Origin of the sequence: Burkholderia latens, assembly GCF_902499045.1 — a bacterium.
In the GTDB taxonomy this organism is placed as follows: Bacteria; Pseudomonadota; Gammaproteobacteria; order Burkholderiales; family Burkholderiaceae; genus Burkholderia; species Burkholderia latens.
In genome coordinates, this window is record NZ_CABVPL010000019.1 from 58,284 (window position 1) to 75,694 (window position 17,411).

Here is a 17,411-nt window from a genome sequence, read left to right on the forward strand (position 1 = left end):
CAGAAATGCGCGACAGGTAGTCCGCCGGTGCTTCGATCACGATTACTCGACCGCGAAGTTTGACCGTATGCGGACGCTCGTTCGTCGGTAGGGTGTACAACGTGCTCACTCCAAGACCGATGAGGGAACACCACTCTCGAATCGAGAATCCGGCCTGAGCGCGAGAAGCTGGCAATTCGCTGGCTGACATGTCTACACCTACGTGGAAAACGCCGGAGTGGCGTGCTCTACGTAGGAATTTCGTTCAGTTTCCCGTTTTGCGTCCACGACAATTCGTCGTGCCGGCCGCGGTTTCTGGATGTTTTTTTGATGCGCGAATCGGAAAGGACGTCTGCGAAATTTCGTCACCCCCGTCCGTGGGGGCCTGGGTGGTCCCAAAGTTAGGTTTGCACACGGCGCCGGGACAGCGCGGGAGGTATGGGCTCGCCCCGGGCCACTTCGCGTTCAGGCGTTGAGCCTATCCCGCACTCGCATCACGACTTGGCGCGACGTGCCGAGGGCCTTGGCAATCCCGTACACCGTCTCGCCGGCGGCCAGCCGTTGGCTCACCTCTTCCTGTTGCGCATCGGACAGCACCGAGGGACGACCAAGGCGCGTGCCGGCTGCCTTCGTGCGCACCAGCCCGGCCTGTGTCCGCTCGATCAGCAGATCGCGTTCGAACTGCGCGACGGCCGTCAGCACGCCCATCGTCATCCGGCCCGCCGCGGACGTGAGATCGACGCCACCCAGCGCGAGGCAATGAACCCGGATCCCGGCGCCGACCAGCTTCTGCACGGTGCTCTGCACGTCCATCGCATTGCGGCCGAGGCGGTCGAGCTTCGTCACGACGAGAACGTCGCCCTCTTCCATCCGCTCGAGCAACTTCTGGAACCCGGGCCGCTCCGCCGCGGGCGTGCTGCCGCTGATTGCTTCTTCAATCACACGCCGCTTGTCGACATTGAAGCCGGCGGCCTGGATCTCCTGCAGTTGGTTGGCAGTGTGCTGGTCGACCGTCGAGACGCGGGCATACACGAAGGTGCGGGACATGGAGGACTCCGGGCGAATGGGTACGAAAACGTATATCTATTTTAGTACGCGTCCGGAATATCGGAAAGGTATTTTTCGTACCTCGATAAAGCATGCCCTTCGATTGAGTACGAATACGAACGTTTGCGTACGCCCGCCAGATCGACCCGCCGTTGGTCCAATGCCCGGGCTGGCGCTATTTCCCCCGCTGTACGAGCGACGCCATGATCGCGTGGAGTTCTGTTGCATCGAGTTCGCGTCGTTCGACTTGATCGACCGGAAGCGGCTTGTCGGTCCGCGCATACAGCTGGATCTCGCCCCTCCTCATGCCCTTTGACGGCGTCTGCTTCGAATACGAGATCGTACTGGCGACGTAGACGTACTTCTCTTCGGTGAGCGCTTTCAGGTACTTTGAGACCGTTCCGCGCGGGACTCCAAATCTCAGGCTGAGATGGGCCTGGGTTAGCATCCCTTCCTCATCGAGCAGTTCGCAGATGCGCCGGCCGATGAGGTTGGGATTGGAGAGGTTGCGGAGCGAGATCACGCCTTTCCCTCGCGCGACCGGTCGCCACGCCCGAGGGCGGCGAATATTTTCCGCTCACGCTGAACACCTGTCTGCGCCACCTCTTCCCGGGTTCCCCGCCGAGCCTTTCCGCGCGCGTGCGTATACGCGCGTGTATACGCGTGCGCGCGTGATGCGCGTGCGTGTGGAGTCTCGAATCCCGTTTTCTTGCTCGGAAGTCGCGTATGGTTCATTTCGGCCTCCCTGCCTGGATCAGGCGCCATAGCTCACGCCGTTGTGCTTCTGCCGCGTAGTCACCGAGCTTCGCTCGAACCTTGTCAACGATCGCCTTGGCCGGCTCGTAGTTGCCCCGCTTGCCTTCGTGAACGGCGCGCATGAAGCCACCCCAGGATTTCAGGCGTTCGTCTGCGGTTGCCATGTGCTCTCCCGATGCGATCGTTGAGGTCACGAGGATCGCCATGCGCCTCGCCAGACGCCCGTGGTCAAGTCGAGGTGCCGGCCGCCGCCTGTCCGATCGTCCCGAAACTGCATGCTTTCGGCGTCGAACCAGAGGCGCACGGTGCCCTCCCACGTGTGGTGCCGTTGCTTGGCGCAGATCAAGACCGTGTCTGCCTGGAGTTCAGCTTCATTGCGCTGTTCGTCGGAGATCGTCTCCTTGCGCAGCAGTGCCTCTTTAGTCTTGTTCCGATGCACGATCAACACGTTGTCGACAAGGTCGGTGATCTCGCCGGCGCCCTTCATGTCGAACTTGTCCGGTACGACGGATTCCTTTTCGCCCTTGCGCGCGTGATGCACGAGGTGGATGTGCACGCCGGTGTCTCGGGCTAGCGCACACAGCGCGTCGACGAAGGCCTTCTGGCCGGCATAGTCGTCCGGGGCGATACCGCACTTGAGCAGGCTGTCGATTACGACGTGGTGCACGCCGAGCTCCTTACGGCAGTACCGAGCGACTGCGAGCATGCGTGTGCGCTCGACCGTACCGACGTGGGCGTACAGCCATAGCCGATCGTCCGTCCAGCGGCCGAAGGCACGGATGAACTCGGGCGCAGGCTTATCCGTGTCCCCAGCCTGCCGCGCGAGACGCTCCATGGTTGCAATCGGCCGCATCTCCATCGATGCAATGCATACGCGGTTCCCGGCCGACATCGCGTGTAGCATCACCTCGCCGAGGACGGCGGACTTGCCGTGCCCGTTCACACCACCCCAAAGCGTCACCTCGCCCTCGCGGAAGCGAAGCGAATCCCCGACGCTGGCCCAGGGTGACTCAGTACCGGGCGCGACCTCCTTCGGGCTATGCAGATGCTCGACCAGATCCTCGATGAATTCGCTGGCGCGGCGCACGTCCGCACGGCCGTCATCGTCGCCTCTGGCATATGCCTCCCAGTCGATCGAATCGGGAATCGTTCGGGCCATCAGTCCACCTCCTTGGCGCTTTCGTTTCGTTCGGCAGCAAGCTGCTCGATGAGCTTGCACGCGCGGTCATAGGGATTCGGTAACGTGTCGCCCAGGGCGTCGAACAGGCGGCGCGCCAGCGTGTCCGATGCCGACCAGCACATCGGCGCAATCGGAATTGGAAACCAGTCGAAGAGCGCGAAGTCCTCGCCGGGGACCGTGCGACGCTCACCGCAGTGCACGCGCGGACCTTCGCGGAACGCGAGTACCAGCGTGTCGGGAGCCGCAGCTGAGATGTCGCCGAGTGTGCGAAGCAGACCGCTCCACGGCACGTCGGAAGACGCAAACACCTCAACGTCGAGCGCAGCAATCGGGCGCCAGTCGTAGAGCTGGCCGGCAACAGCCGTGAGCGTTACGTTTTCGAAACGCAGTGGTCCAACGAGAGTCACAAGCACTGGCAGTTCAGGCACACGACGGGCTCGACGCATTGACGCGAGCGCGGCACCGTTGGCTGGATAGCGAAGTCTCATAGCGGTCAAACGAACGGGTTGTCGGAAGCGTGGCCGTTCATTCGCTGCGGCGCCTCGGTCAGCCATGCAGCATTGAAGCCACCCCACCCCCGGACAACGCAGATCCGCACCACCTCGGTCATCGAGATCCCGGCCTTGTCTGCTTCGGCCTTGGTGTCATCGAATGCCGTAGCAGTTGGCGCCAATCTCTTGGCTCTACGCACCGCGAGCCAGTCCTTGGCAAGGTCTGAGGGAACTCCGAAAGACTCGAGATGCGCCTGCGCATCGAAGCGCGGAGCGCGCTGTGTTTGTTTCTTTGAAGACGAAGATGAAGATGAAGATGAAGAGCCGTCACCTATGGGGGGCTTTGGTGAAGCTTTGGTGCTATCACCTATGGGGGGCTTTGGTGCGCCCTTCGATGCGCCGTCGTCGCCGGCCTGGAATCGCGACGACTCGCCACGAACTGAACGCACGTACTCGTCCTTGACCATCCGCGACGAGTACCAGAGCGGCCCTTCCTGCTCGGCAACCAGCGTCACCGGCTCGCCATCACGGCGGCCGGAGCGCGGCACGTAGATGCACGCGGCGCACGGCTGCCCGTTGTCGGCGCCCTTCAACACGCCCTTGTGGACGATGGCTCGGAGCGTCGCGAGCGGCGCGCCGATCGCCTGGGCGATCTCCTTGAGCGGCCAGCGCAGGACGCCGTATTCCTCGGAGTGGTGCAGCAGGCACATCACGTCGATCCAGACACCTTTCTCGGCATGAGTACAACGCCGCAGGTTGCTATTCGCCTGCCAGTCGCCTGGATAGAACTGAAATGATGGGCGCGTCATTGCGCACCTCAAGCACTTTCGAGAGCACGATAGCCGGCCGGGTCGGCCAACCAACGGTGAATCTCTCGATTGGGCCATGCGACGCAGCGCGGCGATCCGAGCTGCACGCGCTCCGGAAATCTCCCTGCAAGCTCGCGGAGGCGCACGGCTTCGCGACTCAACGGAATGAAATACTTCAGACTGCTCCAGCGCGTGAAGCCATCAAATGGTAGCGACTGAGGGGTAGTAGCCTGGACGCAATCACGGGAGGCTGACTTGTGGTCCTTGGTTGCCATGCTCATAACCTTGTGGTCGATGGGACATGGGTACAAGAATCAGCCCAAAAACTGCGCGAAGGTATCAGCTAACGGTACGTGTTTCCGTACCATTCGGCGGTGGCCGGCAGACCGTCTTTCAGCTATTGCGGGCCATCTTCAACAGGTCGCTAAAATCTGCAGAGTGGGTATCTGGATCAACATGCGGTATTCCGGCTGCTGCAAGCGCGCGGTGGACGAAATCGCGCTCGTCCGCTTCCCGCTCGTCGGCTAGCCCCGCGTAGCGGTCAGTAAAGATGCACAGCAACGCGAATACGGTTCGCTGCAGGGCGCTGCTCACCGGATGGCGCCCCGTGCCGACTGCGCCTTTGTAACGATTAATGGCGATTTGAAGCGCATCGCAAATATGCATCACTTCAGTGTCAGAGATCAGTGATCCGTCTGCTTTCATCAATTCCATGCGGAGTTGTGCCGGAACGTTCATCAGACCATCGCGCAGTTTGGCTGCAGTCTCGAGAAGAGGCTCCAGCGTTGCCACTTTCCGCGACGCACTGCTCTGCCCTGCCGCGCTCTTGTCGAAAGCCGCCTCTGCCTCATACAGCTCAAGTGCCTTCTCTATTTCGACCACGGCCTGCTGCTGCGAAATCGCGGGGCCATGCTTCAGACATGCCAAAACCGCGCTCATGTCATGAGCTGCCAGCTTTTTTGGCAAAAGCGCCGCCTTTTGTTCTGCTCGAGAGAACGGTTTCGACCTTGCCATCGCGCTACCTTCGTGCGCCAACCTTCAGTTGAACACCGCGCCAGGCCGGTGAAGGTAACCGGCTTTTCGCCCCGTCGAGCTAGGCGCGGTGTGAACGATTATGCCGCAAGGGATCCATAAGGCATGTTGCGACCCGCAGCGTTACATAGCGAGCCAGTAGCCGGGATCCTCAAGCTCCTTGATCGGATCCCACGTGTCAACTATCGGTACATCCCCGTCGCAGACAGACCGATGAACTAGCAACGCAATCGCGTCCTCGAACCCTTCGCGTTGGTCACCGCTCATTTTTCCAACTGTGTCTCGAATTTGCCCTGCTACGGTCTGCCAGTCGCTAGGCATATCGGCCGCCAGCTCTCGGCACACCGCAGCAAACGCGATCGCACCGCACCGGTAAGCCGGTGAAAGTCGACGCTTAGCCATGACGCGCCTCCGTCTCGGAATCGGACGGGCCCGTACGGCCGGCCAAGCATTCGATCTTATTGATCGCCATGTGCGAGAGCGCGTTGAGCCCTTCCATCAGACCACCGATGAGATTGCCGTTGAGCGCAGGAACACAGCAATCTTCGGCTACACCGTTCGCAAGCACGATACGGCCAATCGCATTGATCCCTTGAAGCGCCCGATACACGTCATTCAACGTGTCGCAGGCGCCGTCAACGGTTAAGCCACGCGTGCTGACGCGATCGAAGGTCTGATTGAGGAAGTTTTCTTGATCGACGGCCGAGACTTCGGCTTCGAGACGGCAAGACATGAAGGCCTCCTATGGATGTGGAGACCCGCGCCCCATCGCCAAATGGGGTGGGCGGGTGAATGACAAGGTTGGCGAACCGGCCCATAGGAAACCGGCATACCCGAAGGTATCCCTGCCATCACCCGCCCGTAGAATGTACAGACGCGCAGAGGCATACGGACGTAAAAAAACCGCACTGGGGCGGTTGTCCGCCTATGGAATCAGGTCGCCAAACCCGACGCTTGTTGTCTCAAGCGCAGTTCGAGATTAGGTCCGAGCCGTCTAGTCGTCAAGCGGAATTTTGTAAACTGTTCGCCGCTTTGCGAACGTACGGTCAACAGATGAGGAACTGTCGATGCCAAAGCCTAGCGAAGAGCATTGGGTACCCTTGGAAGTCGCGGCAAAGGTAATGAAGAAGAGCGCCCATAAGATCCGTCAGCAGATGTGGAATGGCAGCATCCAACGTCATGTGCACTTCCGCAAACCTCGAGACGGTGACTTTGAGATCAACATTCCTGCCTATCTCAACTGGTGCGGTGAGGAAAAGCGTCGCCGTGGCCTTCCTCTGATCGAGCGGCTGAATCTTGCGGAACTTGACCAAGAGCGGTATGCCGACTTGATCAAGAGTCTGCAACCATCTGCAGAGCAGGAAGCCACCGCCCCGGCACCAGCATCCCCTCCTCTTGCTCCGACTGAATCAAAGGAACTTCCTCGAATGATTCCTCTCGAGGTCTGGGCTGAGATAACGTTCGGCGAATACGCACCCTCCCTTGCCACCCTTCGGCGATGGGTTAAACAAGGGCATATCTCCCCTCGGCCACAGAAGGTAGGTCTGAAGTATTTCGCGCGCCGCGAAGCCGAGTTCATCGACACTACAGAGATTCGAGTTCGACGAATGGTCGGACGGTATAGAGGATGAAACGGCACAAGGAGGTTACGATGCAACGGAACCTACGCGAAGATCTGTCGATCAACTTCGACGAGTGGCTGCGATCAAGGATCAGCACCATCGTCAGCAGGGGTGGTGATAAATCAGCCGCCCACGACATCGACGAGGACCGCGAACTACGCGTCGCTCTTCGAGCGGTCGAACTCTATGCGAACCGCCATCCTCGCCCTCCGCAGGTCAACCAGAAGCAGGCGGCAGAAATGCTCGGTGTAAGCGCGCGCACCGTGCACAACATGATCAGTTTCGGAACGCTGAGACTGAACCGCTGCGGACTCGTTTCGACCGAAGAGGTGGACAGGCTGCTCGCCACAAGATCATAGCGGCTTGTTCCGCTGATGCGCCGCGCAATCGGCCCCGGTTATCATCGACCGCACGGTTTCCGGCAGAAAAAGAGCTTGCACGAACGCATGAACAACTGCAGTTGGACCGGCCACGCGATGGCGCAAGCACCTCGATATCGTTGTGTGCCAGGCCGCACTTTCCATCGTCCTGGCTGCGGCATGAAGTCCACCGGGATCTGCTCGACTCCATCGAACATTGATGGCTGCGTCCATTCGACATGCGATGCTCGAGCGACGCGGCGGTCAAGCGCCCGCGGGCCAATTGCAAGATGCCGTGCCACACCGATCTTGTCGCCGTCAAATCGCTCGAATGTCCGCAGATACGCGACGGCTTCCGAAAACCGGTCTCCGATTATGCGCGCCGCCGCGGCCGCTTCCTCGCGCATTTCGATCGATGCCAACGGTTCGTATTTCTCGGGAGCCGAGAGCCGGGCTGCAATGGCGTTTGGCATGAAGTCGCCGTCGTCGTCGACATCATCTCGGTCGATACGTGTGGCGAAGCGCTCCTGACGGTTGACGAACCTGCCGAACTCTCGCTGCAGACGCGTGACGATCAGCTCACGCACACTTTCGTCTTCAGGGTCCGGGTTCGCATCCGGCTCGACGTGCAGTTCGTCAACGATCAGCCAAGCCTCGTTCGTCAGGTCCTCCACGGAATGATCGCCCTGGGACGATCCAGCGATCCGCTCGAGTTGCTTGCGAATCAGGCCGATGACACGCTGGAAGAATGCGAACGCTTTATTCAACGGCTCTCCCAGTCAGCCGGAGACGCCTTATCCGCTACTGTATGGGTAGCACAGAAATTCCTCGGCAGCGATAGCCAGGCGCGGCGCCCGGTATTCGATCTGGAGTGCATTGCGCGATGCTAAATCATTCGTATGACAGATCAAAGCATCGTGTCACTGCTCTATACTTCCCCTGGCCTTAGCTGCGTCGGCGGAGAAAACGCAGCAAGGTGGTCTGCCAGCGCGCCGAAAGATGCAGACGGGTTTCCGCCGCCCTGCTGGCACCAGACATGTTGAGCCCGCTGAGCGGAAGCCAGCGGGCTTTTTGTTGGGAAAGTTTGGATTCAACCGCCTCCGGTGCCGGCATCAGACAACTGCAGCGTGGCCCTAGGCGGTACCCACTTGATGATTTCCTTCTCGAGCAGCTCCCGGAACGCGCTGTCGGGGACAAGTTGCGAATCGGAACTCACTGCGTCGTAGAGGGCGAGGAACCAGAGGTACTTTTGCTTGTGTGCGGGACTGGCTTTCATGAGCTCACGACAGCGATGTGCCGCCGACACCCCCCAGATCGGGCTGAATGGGTTCACGATATTGCGGTCCCTGAAATGCAAAAGCGGAACGGCGTACGGGCCTTCAGCATACCGCGCAGCCCAAAATTCGAGCGGGATTTCAATGTCATCGGACAGGGCGACCGCAGGCACACTGACCATGCTTTCAATCTTGACCGCTGCTGCGAGCGCGTCGCTTACGACCATCAGGTGATCGCCGTTGCGTCTCTCCCAGTAGCGGCCGTACGCAACTCCTCCGCGAATCATCAGATCTTCGGTGAGAGCCAGGAACCAGAGAACCTGCACTGCCGACAATACAGGGGCTAATTCGTCGCTCGTTAGCAAAATGGCGTCAGAATACATCGTCATCTTGACGCCGTGTTCGAACAGTTCGGGGTCAAGTCTCTCGCCAAATCTACGATAAACGTCCAGTGTGGCGTCGAAGTTGTTTGCGAGCTTGGCCGAGAAGCCGAGAATGTCGCAGAACGCGACGTATTTGCTGCTTACCAGCTCTTCGACATTGTTTGAGGAATGCACTTCCTCATTCTGAGCATCGTTCAACGTGGTCTCCTTTTGAGTTTTACGTGCTTCAGAGGCATATACCGACTCGCCGGCTTGATTGTTACAGGCAATCGCCATCTTACTCACAAAGGTTGTCCCAATGGGGCGTCGAGAACGGTTGATCCTCGAAACAGCAACCGCGATCCGGCCATCGGCCAGTTTGCGGTGCTGTTCAGATCGTGTGACGCCAGCGAGGACGATGCATCACCAAAGATCACGCTGGCGCGCGCGAGTGCTTCGGGCACGGCCGCGTCGCCCCGGATCCGCTGTTCGAGAGCATCGATGCAGGCCCGACGACCGAGCGCCAACCATGGCGATTGAGGGGTAGCGTCGAGCGCCCGGGGGTATTTCTGGGGGTACATTTCGTAACCGAAACACCACAACCATTTTCTATCGAACCTTTCACGCCACAATTCGAGTGACGCCGCCCCACCAAATTCCGCGCTTGACGCACGAACCCCGCACGACGCGAGTCTGCGGGGTTTTTTGTTGCCGGTGAGACCGTATGGGCCGCCCTGCCGAAAAAGCGCCCAGCCCCGGATGGGCCGGGCGGAATGCCGCCGGTATTCCAACGGCAGGAGGTGACGGATGGCCGGCGCTGCCCGCGCGGTGAATCCACCCACCGAACCGCACGCTGCCCGGCCCCGCAGCCGGGGGCACGACGCGTCGTCGCACCCGAACCCGGCATGCGGCACGCCATGTGCGGCTCAGCTGCCGCGATACAGCGACTTCATTTCTTCGGCGCTGGCCGGGCGCACGCCGATCGCGCGCGAGCCCGATGCCGATGCGCCCTGCGCTTGCGCGCCGTAGCCGCTCGCATCGACGCCCTGTGCCTGCGCGAACGCGGGGCGCTGCTGCTCCGCCACGCGCGCGGTGGCTGCCTGGATCGCTTCCGGGTAATGCGGATCCTCACCGCGAGCGGTGTTGTAACCGGCCTGCTGCAGCTGGACCAGTTCGGCGCGAACCTGCGCACGGGTGAGTGCCGAGCCCGGCTGCGCGAACGACGCGACCGGAGCAACGAGAGCGGCAGCAACGACAACGGCTTGAACGAGCGACTTCATGATGACCTACCTCCAGATTTGTCTGATTTCGCGGTGAACACCCGTTCATCGCTGACAAACCGAAGTTTATGTAGGCGAGTGCTTAAGAATAAGGCAGGTTTCTGGAAGACATTCTTCCTGAATCGAGGGTTAACCCTATATTCGCGCTCACCGCTTCGTCACCGCGCCGAGCGATGCGCGTCATAAAGCACGAGCCCCGCGAAGCGGCAAGCTTCGCGGGGCTCGGCGACGGCCGCACGCGGTGCGCACGGCCATCGGTCAGGCGCTTGCCGGCAATGGCCCGGCGCGCCTGCGCGTGCCGTCACTGCGTGTCCATCGGGCACTTCAGGTTGCAGCCGTTCGGGTCGCCCATGTCGCCCTTGCGCCGCAGCGCCGACTTCTTGCCGCTCTGGTATTTCTGCGACGGCGCGGACGCCGCGAACGGCATCTGCGGATGCTCGTTCAGGCGAAACTGGTCACTCAGGATTCCGCCGGGCACGCCCGGAGAATTCTGCGCCAACGCGAACGGCGAAGCAGCGATCAGAAGCCCCGCGGTCAACGCTGCCGCGGAGAGGGGAACGGAAAGTTTCATGGCGGGATGACGCCTGAACGGCGTGCTTGTTGGAACGTTGATCAAGCGGCAAGCGTAGCGCAAAACCCCCGCTGCTGCAGCGCGGTTCGCGTGCGCTCGCGTTACCGTGCGTTGCGGTCCGGCGCCGCCGCCGCATCGCTGCCGGCTAGCCCTGCCGCGATGCCGGTCAGCGTTCCGCACGCGGCCGGATCGTAGCCGTCGAGATGCGCGACGCGCTCGATGAAGCGCGCGTCGCGCAGCAGCGCCAGCACGCCGGCGAGCGGCCCGGAGTCGAGCCGCGCACGTTCGCATGCGAAGTAATAGTCCTCGTCGACGACCGGAATGAAATCGAGCCCGAAGTGACGGGCGGCCGGCTCGACGCCGAAGCCGAGATCGGCCATCCCGCTCGCGACGAACGCGGCGATCGCGGAGTGCGTGAGTTCGGCCGACGCATAGCCGTCGATCCGCTCCGGATCGATGCCGATCGCGCGCAACGCGAGATCGAGCAGCATGCGCGTGCCCGACCCCGGCTGCCGGTTGACGAAGCGGATGTCGTGACGCGCGAGATCGGCGAGCCCGCGGACCTGCTTCGGGTTGCCCTTCGGCACGAACAGCCCCTGCTGGCGGCGTGTCAGATGAATCAGCACGTGGCGCGTGTCGTCGAGCCACGGCCGGTAGATCTGCGCGCACTCCCCGCGAAACGGGCCGCGCGGCAGATGAAAACCGGCCAGTTCGCATTCGCCGCGCACGAGCGCCTGCACGGCTTCGATGCTCTCGCGATATTTGATGTCGACGGCCGCCTGCGCATCGACGAGCGCGGAAACCAGCGCCGCGACCGCATAACCATGCGACGCATGGATGCGCACGGCGCCGTCGCGTTGCGCGAGCCGCCGGTTCAGGTCACTCGCCACTTCGGCCGCGAGCGCGCGCAGGTTCCCGTCGAGACGGCTGCGCGCAAGACGCTGCGCGTCGACGATCGCCTGCCCCAGTTCCGACAGCGTCGAACCCTTGCCGCGCGCGGTCTCGATCAACGCGCCGCCGACGCACGCCTCCAGCGCACGCAGCATGCCCCATGCATGCCGATACGACAGCCCCTTCGCCTGCGCGGCCTGCGCGATGCTGCCCGTCTCGGCCACGAGTTCCAGCAACGGCGCCACGTCCGACAGGCTCGCGGCGCGGCCCTCCGTGTCGCGTACGGTTAGATACGCGTCGCATTCGATTCGAATCAATTATGCACTCCGATTTCCTATTGCGACCGCGAAATCTTCCGCTTATCGTTGACCAAAATCAATCAGAACGGAGCCTCTTTGCGCACTATATGCACTCATAGCGCATATGAGACTTTGGAGGAGCATAACCGATGTCCCCGAATTCCCCTGCGCCGGACGCGCTCGTCGAGCGCCACGCGCGCGCCGGCCGCTCGCTCGTCGCGATCCTGCACGCGATCCAGGACGATGCGGGCTACGTGCCGGCGGGCTGCGTCGCGCCGCTCGCGAAAGCGCTGAATCTGTCGCGCGCGGAAGTGCACGGCGTGCTCACGTACTATCACCACTTCCGCACCGCGCCACCGGCGCGCGTGACGATCCAGATGTGTCGCGCCGAGGCGTGCCGCAGCATGGGCTGCGAAACGCTCGCCGCCCACGCGCAAGCGCGCACGGGTTGCCGGTTCGACGCGTCGCACGGCGACGGTGCCGACGCGCATGCGCCCGGCGACGTCGCGCTCGAATCGGTCTACTGCCTCGGACTGTGCGCGCAATCGCCGTCGATGACGATCAATGGCGTGCTGCATGCGAAGGTCACGCCGGAAAAGTTCGACGCGCTCCTCGCGCAAGCCGCCGCCCACACGCCGGAGGCCGCATGACGACCCGCATCTACGTTCCGCGCGATTCGTCGGCGCTGGCGCTCGGCGCCGATGCCCTTGCCGCCGCGATCGTCGCGGAAGCCGAGCGGCGCGGCGTCGCGATCGAACTCGTGCGCAACGGCTCGCGCGGGCTGCTGTGGCTCGAACCGCTCGTCGAGGTCGGCACGGCCGCCGGACGCGTCGGCTATGCGAACCTGTCGGCCGCCGACGTGCCCGCCCTCTTCGACGCGAACTGGCTCGACGGCGGCGCGCATCCGAGCGGCGTCGGCCTCGTCGATGCGCTGCCGTATCTCGCGCGCCAGCAGCGCCTGACGTTCGCGCGGATCGGCCTGACCGACCCGCTGTCGATCGACGACTACCTGAAGCACGACGGCCTCACGGGCCTGAAGAACGCACTCGCGCTCGACGGCGACGCCGCGTGCGAGACGCTGATCGAATCGGGGCTGCGCGGCCGCGGCGGCGCGGCGTTCCCGGCCGGCATCAAGTGGCGCACCGTCCGGCAGGCCAGCGCGACGCAGAAGTACATCGTCTGCAACGCGGACGAAGGCGATTCGGGCACGTTCTCCGATCGCCTGATCATGGAAAGCGACCCGTACTGCCTGATCGAAGGGATGATCATCGCGGGCATCGCGACGGGCGCGACGCTCGGCTACATCTACGTGCGCAGCGAATATCCGCACGCGATCGCGGCGCTCGAAACCGCGATCGAGCGCGCGCGCGAAGCCGGCTGGCTCGGCGAACACGTGCTGGGCTCCGCCCATGCGTTCGACCTGCACGTCGCGAAGGGCGCCGGCTCGTACGTGTGCGGAGAGGAAACGGCGCTGCTCGAATCGCTCGAAGGCAAACGCGGCGTCGTGCGCGCGAAGCCGCCGCTGCCCGCGCTCGCCGGCCTGTTCGGCCAGCCGACGGTGATCAACAACGTGATCACGCTCGCGACCGCGCCGATCATCTTCGCGCGCGGCGCCGCGTTCTATCGCGACTACGGGATGGGCCGCTCGCGCGGCACGCTGCCGTTCCAGCTCGCGGGCAACATCCGCCACGGCGGCCTCGTCGAACTCGCGTTCGGCGTCACGCTGCGCGAGCTGCTGTTCGACTACGGCGGCGGCACCGCCAGCGGCCGGCCCGCACGCGCGGCGCAGGTCGGCGGCCCGCTCGGCACCTATCTGCCCGAACACCAGTGGGACGTGCCGCTCGATTACGAGGCGTACACGGCCATCGGCGCGGTGGTCGGTCACGGCGGGATCGTGCTGCACGACGACACGTCGAACCTCGCGGAACTTGCCGAATACGCGATGAAATTCTGCGCGATCGAATCGTGCGGCAAGTGCACGCCGTGCCGGATCGGCTCGACGCGCGGCGTCGAAACGATCGCACGCATTCGCGAAGGCGATACGTCCGAGCGGCAGATCACGCTGCTGCGCGACCTGTGCGACACGATGCTCGCTGGCTCGCTGTGCGCGATGGGCGGGATGACGCCGTACCCGGTGCTGTCCGCGCTCGACCATTTCCCCGAAGATTTCGGGCTCGCCGCCGGCAAGCAAGCCGCGTCGGGTCCGGTCAAGGCTGCGGCCTGACCCAGAAGGAGCCCTGCATGTCCCTCGACACGAACAACGTCCGCCAAGGCGGCTGCGGCTCGGGCCAATGCGCGTGCAAGAGCGCCGCCCAGGCGCGCATGCGCGATCCGTTCGACGATACCGATTACGGCACGCCCCAGCGGCATGCCGATATCGACGTCACGCTCGAAATCGACGGCCAGCCGGTGACGGTGCCGGCCGGCACGTCGGTGATGCGCGCGGCGATCGAAGCCGGCATCAACGTGCCGAAGCTGTGCGCGACCGATTCGCTCGAACCGTTCGGTTCGTGCCGCCTGTGCCTCGTCGAAATCGAGGGCCGGCGCGGCTATCCGGCATCGTGCACGACGCCCGCCGAAGCCGGGATGAAGGTGCGCACGCAATCGGACCGGCTGCAGTCGCTGCGGCGCAACGTGATGGAGCTGTACATCTCCGATCACCCGCTCGACTGCCTCACCTGCCCGGCCAACGGCGACTGCGAGCTGCAGGACATGGCGGGGGTCGTCGGGCTGCGCGAAGTGCGCTACGGCAACGACTGCGCAAACCACCTGAAGGACGCGAAGGACGAGTCGAACCCGTACTTCACGTACGATCCGTCGAAGTGCATCGTCTGCAACCGCTGCGTGCGCGCGTGCGAGGAAACGCAGGGCACGTTCGCGCTGACGATCGCCGCGCGCGGTTTCGAATCGCGCGTCGCCGCCGGCGAAAGCGAATCGTTCATGGCATCGGAATGCGTGTCGTGCGGCGCCTGCGTCGCCGCGTGCCCGACCGCGACGCTGCAGGAAAAGACCGTCGTCCAGCTCGGCCAGGCCGAACACTCGGTCGTCACGACCTGCGCGTACTGCGGTGTCGGCTGCTCGTTCAAGGCCGAGATGAAGGGCACGCAGGTCGTGCGGATGACGCCGCACAAGAACGGCCTCGCGAACGAAGGCCACGCATGCGTGAAGGGACGCTTCGCGTGGGGCTATGCAACGCACAAGGACCGCATCACGAAGCCGATGATCCGCGAAAAGATCACCGACCCGTGGCGCGAAGTCAGTTGGGAAGAGGCGCTCACCTACGCAGCGACGCAATTCCGCAAATTGCAGCAGAAGTACGGCCGCGATTCGATCGGCGGCATCACGTCGTCGCGCTGCACGAACGAGGAAACCTACCTCGTGCAGAAGCTCGTGCGCGCCGCATTCGGCAACAACAACGTCGACACCTGCGCGCGCGTGTGCCATTCCCCGACCGGCTATGGGCTGAAGACGACGCTCGGCGAATCGGCCGGCACGCAGACCTTCGCATCGGTCGGCGAGGCCGACGTGATCGTCGTGATGGGCGCGAACCCGACCGACGGGCACCCGGTGTTCGGCTCGCGCCTGAAGCGGCGCATCCGCGAAGGCGCGAAGCTGATCGTGATCGACCCGCGCCGTATCGACATCGTCGACGGTCCGCACGTGAAGGCCACCCATCACCTGCAACTGCGTCCCGGCACCAACGTCGCGATGGTCAATGCGCTCGCGCACGTGATCGTCACCGAAGGGCTCGTCGCCGATGCGTTCGTCGCCGAGCGCTGCGACGCGCGTGCGTTCGAGCAATGGCGCGAATTCGTGTCGCGTGCCGAGAACTCGCCGGAAGCGACCGCGGACGTGACGGGCGTGCCGGCCGAGCGGGTGCGCGAAGCCGCGCGCCTGTATGCGACGGGCGGCAACGCCGCGATCTACTACGGCCTCGGCGTGACCGAGCACGCGCAGGGCTCGACGACGGTGATGGGCATCGCGAACCTCGCGATGGCTACGGGCAACATCGGCCGCGAAGGCGTCGGCGTCAATCCGCTGCGCGGCCAGAACAACGTGCAAGGCTCGTGCGACATGGGCTCGTTCCCGCACGAACTGCCCGGCTACCGGCACATCGGCGACGCAACCGTGCGCGCACAGTTCGAACGAGCGTGGTCGGCCACGCTGCAACCGGAACCGGGGCTGCGCATCCCGAACATGTTCGACGCGGCGCTCGACGGCAGCTTCAAGGGGCTCTACTGCCAGGGCGAGGACATCGTCCAGTCGGATCCGAACACGCAGCACGTCGCGGCCGCGCTGTCGGCGATGGAATGCATCGTCGTGCAGGACATCTTCCTGAACGAGACGGCCAAATACGCGCACGTGCTGCTGCCGGGCTCGACGTTCCTCGAGAAGGACGGCACGTTCACGAACGCGGAGCGCCGGATCTCGCGCGTGCGCAAGGTGATGCCGCCGCTCGCCGGCTACGCGGACTGGGAAGTGACGCTGCTGCTGTCGCAGGCGCTCGGCTACGACATGCACTACTCGCATCCGTCGGAAATCATGGACGAGATCGCTCGGCTCACGCCGACCTTCGCAGGCGTGTCGTACGAGAAGCTCGACGCGCTCGGCAGCATCCAGTGGCCGTGCAACGAACACGCGCCGGACGGCACGCCGACGATGCACATCGACGAATTCGTGCGCGGCAAGGGCAGGTTCGTGATCACGCAGTTCATCCCGACGCAGGAAAAGGTCACGCAGCGCTATCCGCTGATCCTGACCACGGGCCGCATCCTGTCGCAATACAACGTCGGTGCGCAGACGCGCCGGACCGAGAACGTGCGGTGGCACGAAGAGGACCGCCTCGAGATCCATCCGCACGACGCGGAGGATCGCGGGATCCGCACCGGCGACTGGGTCGGGATCGAGTCGCGGGCGGGCCAGACGGTGCTGCGCGCGCTCGTATCCGACCGCATGCAGCCGGGTGTCGTGTACACGACGTTCCACTTCCCCGAATCGGGCGCGAACGTGATCACGACGGAGAGCTCCGACTGGGCGACCAACTGCCCCGAGTACAAGGTCACGGCCGTGCAGGTGCTGCCGGTCGCGCAGCCGTCCGACTGGCAGCGCGCGTATGCGCGCTTCAACTCGGAGCAACTCGACCTGCTCGAGCGCCGCGCCGCCGCGCCTGCCGCCGTGACGTCGGGCAAGTGAGGACGCAATGGACAACGCACACCTGATCGACATGGCCAACCAGATCGGCGCTTTCTTCGAATCGATGCCCGATCGCGAAGAAGCGCTGACCGGGATCGCCGATCATATCCGGCGCTTCTGGGAGCCGCGGATGCGGCGCGCGCTTCTTGCCGCACTCGACGACCCTTCGAGCGAAGCCGGGCAACGCGCGACGCCGATCGTGCGACACGCGATCGCCGCGCACCGCGCGTCGCTCGTGCCGGCCGCGGCTCCGGCCTGAACACCGC

20 protein-coding genes and 1 pseudogene are annotated in these 17,411 nt (G+C 63.6%); 6 read left to right on the forward strand and 15 right to left on the reverse strand.

What is annotated here, in order from left to right:
- Nucleotides 1-444: 444 nt before the first annotated feature.
- The 9 genes from BSE24067_RS15380 to BSE24067_RS15420 form a co-directional block, all read right to left on the reverse strand.
- Nucleotides 445-1,026, reverse strand: a complete 582-nt coding sequence (locus BSE24067_RS15380; protein ID WP_151063677.1) for a recombinase family protein — start codon at nt 1,024-1,026, stop codon at nt 445-447.
- Nucleotides 1,027-1,201: 175 nt separating this feature from the next.
- A complete protein-coding gene (locus BSE24067_RS15385) occupies nt 1,202-1,549 on the reverse strand; it encodes a helix-turn-helix domain-containing protein (RefSeq protein ID WP_151063676.1) in 348 nt (115 codons plus the stop codon).
- 208 nt (nt 1,550-1,757) lie between these two features.
- Complete coding sequence (locus BSE24067_RS15390; protein WP_151063675.1) at nt 1,758-1,988, reverse strand: hypothetical protein; 231 nt, start codon at nt 1,986-1,988, stop codon at nt 1,758-1,760.
- The gene (locus BSE24067_RS15395) at nt 1,973-2,941 is read right to left on the reverse strand and encodes an AAA family ATPase (RefSeq protein ID WP_151063674.1); all 969 of its coding nucleotides are present in this window, start codon (nt 2,939-2,941) and stop codon (nt 1,973-1,975) included. Before BSE24067_RS15395 ends, BSE24067_RS15390 begins: the two co-directional genes overlap by 16 nt.
- Entirely contained in the window at nt 2,941-3,390 is a 450-nt protein-coding gene (locus BSE24067_RS15400; RefSeq protein WP_244130424.1) for a histidine ammonia-lyase, read from the reverse strand. The genes BSE24067_RS15395 and BSE24067_RS15400 overlap by 1 nt, the downstream gene beginning before the upstream one ends.
- Nucleotides 3,391-3,455: 65 nt before the next feature.
- Nucleotides 3,456-4,262, reverse strand: a complete 807-nt coding sequence (locus BSE24067_RS15405; RefSeq protein ID WP_151063672.1) for a hypothetical protein — start codon at nt 4,260-4,262, stop codon at nt 3,456-3,458.
- Between the two features lie 8 nt (nt 4,263-4,270).
- Nucleotides 4,271-4,537 (reverse strand): helix-turn-helix transcriptional regulator, encoded by a 267-nt coding sequence (locus BSE24067_RS15410; protein ID WP_151063671.1) that lies wholly within the window; start codon nt 4,535-4,537, stop codon nt 4,271-4,273.
- 118 nt (nt 4,538-4,655) lie between these two features.
- Nucleotides 4,656-5,276, reverse strand: coding sequence for a hypothetical protein (locus tag BSE24067_RS15415; RefSeq protein ID WP_151063670.1), 621 nt, complete (start codon nt 5,274-5,276; stop codon nt 4,656-4,658).
- Between the two features lie 412 nt (nt 5,277-5,688).
- Nucleotides 5,689-6,027 carry a hypothetical protein gene (locus BSE24067_RS15420; RefSeq protein ID WP_151063669.1) on the reverse strand — a complete coding sequence of 113 codons (339 nt, stop codon included), beginning with the start codon at nt 6,025-6,027 and terminating at the stop codon, nt 5,689-5,691.
- A gap of 388 nt (nt 6,028-6,415) precedes the next feature.
- Here BSE24067_RS15420 and BSE24067_RS15425 point away from each other — a divergent pair, with 388 nt between their 5' ends.
- Nucleotides 6,416-6,925, forward strand: coding sequence for an excisionase (locus tag BSE24067_RS15425; RefSeq protein WP_170297441.1), 510 nt, complete (start codon nt 6,416-6,418; stop codon nt 6,923-6,925).
- 20 nt (nt 6,926-6,945) lie between these two features.
- Complete coding sequence (locus tag BSE24067_RS15430) at nt 6,946-7,275, forward strand: helix-turn-helix domain-containing protein (protein WP_244130425.1); 330 nt, start codon at nt 6,946-6,948, stop codon at nt 7,273-7,275.
- Between the two features lie 41 nt (nt 7,276-7,316).
- Here the strand turns inward: BSE24067_RS15430 and BSE24067_RS15435 are convergent, their stop codons facing one another.
- The 6 genes and pseudogenes from BSE24067_RS15435 to BSE24067_RS15460 form a co-directional block, all read right to left on the reverse strand.
- On the reverse strand, nt 7,317-8,042 hold the full coding sequence (locus BSE24067_RS15435) for a hypothetical protein (RefSeq protein ID WP_151063667.1): 726 nt from the start codon (nt 8,040-8,042) through the stop codon (nt 7,317-7,319).
- A gap of 323 nt (nt 8,043-8,365) precedes the next feature.
- Nucleotides 8,366-9,130 (reverse strand): hypothetical protein, encoded by a 765-nt coding sequence (locus BSE24067_RS15440; protein WP_151063666.1) that lies wholly within the window; start codon nt 9,128-9,130, stop codon nt 8,366-8,368.
- An 83-nt stretch (nt 9,131-9,213) separates the two neighbouring features.
- Nucleotides 9,214-9,434 (reverse strand): annotated as a pseudogene (locus BSE24067_RS15445) (hypothetical protein); the annotation flags it as partial.
- Nucleotides 9,435-9,837: 403 nt separating this feature from the next.
- Nucleotides 9,838-10,191 carry a DUF4148 domain-containing protein gene (locus tag BSE24067_RS15450; RefSeq protein WP_151063665.1) on the reverse strand — a complete coding sequence of 118 codons (354 nt, stop codon included), beginning with the start codon at nt 10,189-10,191 and terminating at the stop codon, nt 9,838-9,840.
- A 301-nt stretch (nt 10,192-10,492) separates the two neighbouring features.
- On the reverse strand, nt 10,493-10,762 hold the full coding sequence (locus tag BSE24067_RS15455; RefSeq protein ID WP_151063664.1) for a hypothetical protein: 270 nt from the start codon (nt 10,760-10,762) through the stop codon (nt 10,493-10,495).
- A 101-nt stretch (nt 10,763-10,863) separates the two neighbouring features.
- Nucleotides 10,864-11,970, reverse strand: coding sequence for a substrate-binding domain-containing protein (locus tag BSE24067_RS15460; RefSeq protein WP_151063663.1), 1,107 nt, complete (start codon nt 11,968-11,970; stop codon nt 10,864-10,866).
- 131 nt (nt 11,971-12,101) lie between these two features.
- Between BSE24067_RS15460 and BSE24067_RS15465 the strand changes: the two genes are divergently transcribed.
- Genes BSE24067_RS15465 through BSE24067_RS15480 form a run of 4 tightly spaced genes read left to right on the forward strand, consistent with a single transcriptional unit; the run spans nt 12,102 to nt 17,404 of the window.
- On the forward strand, nt 12,102-12,602 hold the full coding sequence (locus BSE24067_RS15465) for an NAD(P)H-dependent oxidoreductase subunit E (protein WP_151063662.1): 501 nt from the start codon (nt 12,102-12,104) through the stop codon (nt 12,600-12,602).
- Nucleotides 12,599-14,176 (forward strand): formate dehydrogenase beta subunit, encoded by a 1,578-nt coding sequence (locus BSE24067_RS15470; protein ID WP_151063661.1) that lies wholly within the window; start codon nt 12,599-12,601, stop codon nt 14,174-14,176. The genes BSE24067_RS15465 and BSE24067_RS15470 overlap by 4 nt, the downstream gene beginning before the upstream one ends.
- Before the next feature lie 17 nt (nt 14,177-14,193).
- Nucleotides 14,194-17,145 carry a formate dehydrogenase subunit alpha gene (fdhF, locus tag BSE24067_RS15475; protein ID WP_151063660.1) on the forward strand — a complete coding sequence of 984 codons (2,952 nt, stop codon included), beginning with the start codon at nt 14,194-14,196 and terminating at the stop codon, nt 17,143-17,145.
- Between the two features lie 7 nt (nt 17,146-17,152).
- Nucleotides 17,153-17,404 carry a formate dehydrogenase subunit delta gene (locus tag BSE24067_RS15480; RefSeq protein ID WP_151063659.1) on the forward strand — a complete coding sequence of 84 codons (252 nt, stop codon included), beginning with the start codon at nt 17,153-17,155 and terminating at the stop codon, nt 17,402-17,404.
- Nucleotides 17,405-17,411: the final 7 nt, after the last annotated feature.

What these genes read in the sequence shown, in the direction of transcription:
- BSE24067_RS15405 (WP_151063672.1), bottom strand. Translation starts at nt 4,262, where the DNA reads ATGACGCGCCCATCATTTCAGTTCTATCCAGGCGACTGGCAGGCGAAT.
- BSE24067_RS15470 (WP_151063661.1), top strand. Translation starts at nt 12,599, where the DNA reads ATGACGACCCGCATCTACGTTCCGCGCGATTCGTCGGCGCTGGCGCTC.
- BSE24067_RS15395 (WP_151063674.1), bottom strand. Translation starts at nt 2,941, where the DNA reads ATGGCCCGAACGATTCCCGATTCGATCGACTGGGAGGCATATGCCAGA.
- BSE24067_RS15425 (WP_170297441.1), top strand. Translation starts at nt 6,416, where the DNA reads ATGAAGAAGAGCGCCCATAAGATCCGTCAGCAGATGTGGAATGGCAGC.
- BSE24067_RS15415 (WP_151063670.1), bottom strand. Translation starts at nt 5,276, where the DNA reads ATGGCAAGGTCGAAACCGTTCTCTCGAGCAGAACAAAAGGCGGCGCTT.
- BSE24067_RS15380 (WP_151063677.1), bottom strand. Translation starts at nt 1,026, where the DNA reads ATGTCCCGCACCTTCGTGTATGCCCGCGTCTCGACGGTCGACCAGCAC.
- BSE24067_RS15430 (WP_244130425.1), top strand. Translation starts at nt 6,946, where the DNA reads ATGCAACGGAACCTACGCGAAGATCTGTCGATCAACTTCGACGAGTGG.
- fdhF (WP_151063660.1), top strand. Translation starts at nt 14,194, where the DNA reads ATGTCCCTCGACACGAACAACGTCCGCCAAGGCGGCTGCGGCTCGGGC.
- BSE24067_RS15390 (WP_151063675.1), bottom strand. Translation starts at nt 1,988, where the DNA reads ATGGCGATCCTCGTGACCTCAACGATCGCATCGGGAGAGCACATGGCA.
- BSE24067_RS15450 (WP_151063665.1), bottom strand. Translation starts at nt 10,191, where the DNA reads ATGAAGTCGCTCGTTCAAGCCGTTGTCGTTGCTGCCGCTCTCGTTGCT.
- BSE24067_RS15480 (WP_151063659.1), top strand. Translation starts at nt 17,153, where the DNA reads ATGGACAACGCACACCTGATCGACATGGCCAACCAGATCGGCGCTTTC.
- BSE24067_RS15420 (WP_151063669.1), bottom strand. Translation starts at nt 6,027, where the DNA reads ATGTCTTGCCGTCTCGAAGCCGAAGTCTCGGCCGTCGATCAAGAAAAC.
- BSE24067_RS15465 (WP_151063662.1), top strand. Translation starts at nt 12,102, where the DNA reads ATGTCCCCGAATTCCCCTGCGCCGGACGCGCTCGTCGAGCGCCACGCG.
- BSE24067_RS15455 (WP_151063664.1), bottom strand. Translation starts at nt 10,762, where the DNA reads ATGAAACTTTCCGTTCCCCTCTCCGCGGCAGCGTTGACCGCGGGGCTT.
- BSE24067_RS15410 (WP_151063671.1), bottom strand. Translation starts at nt 4,537, where the DNA reads ATGGCAACCAAGGACCACAAGTCAGCCTCCCGTGATTGCGTCCAGGCT.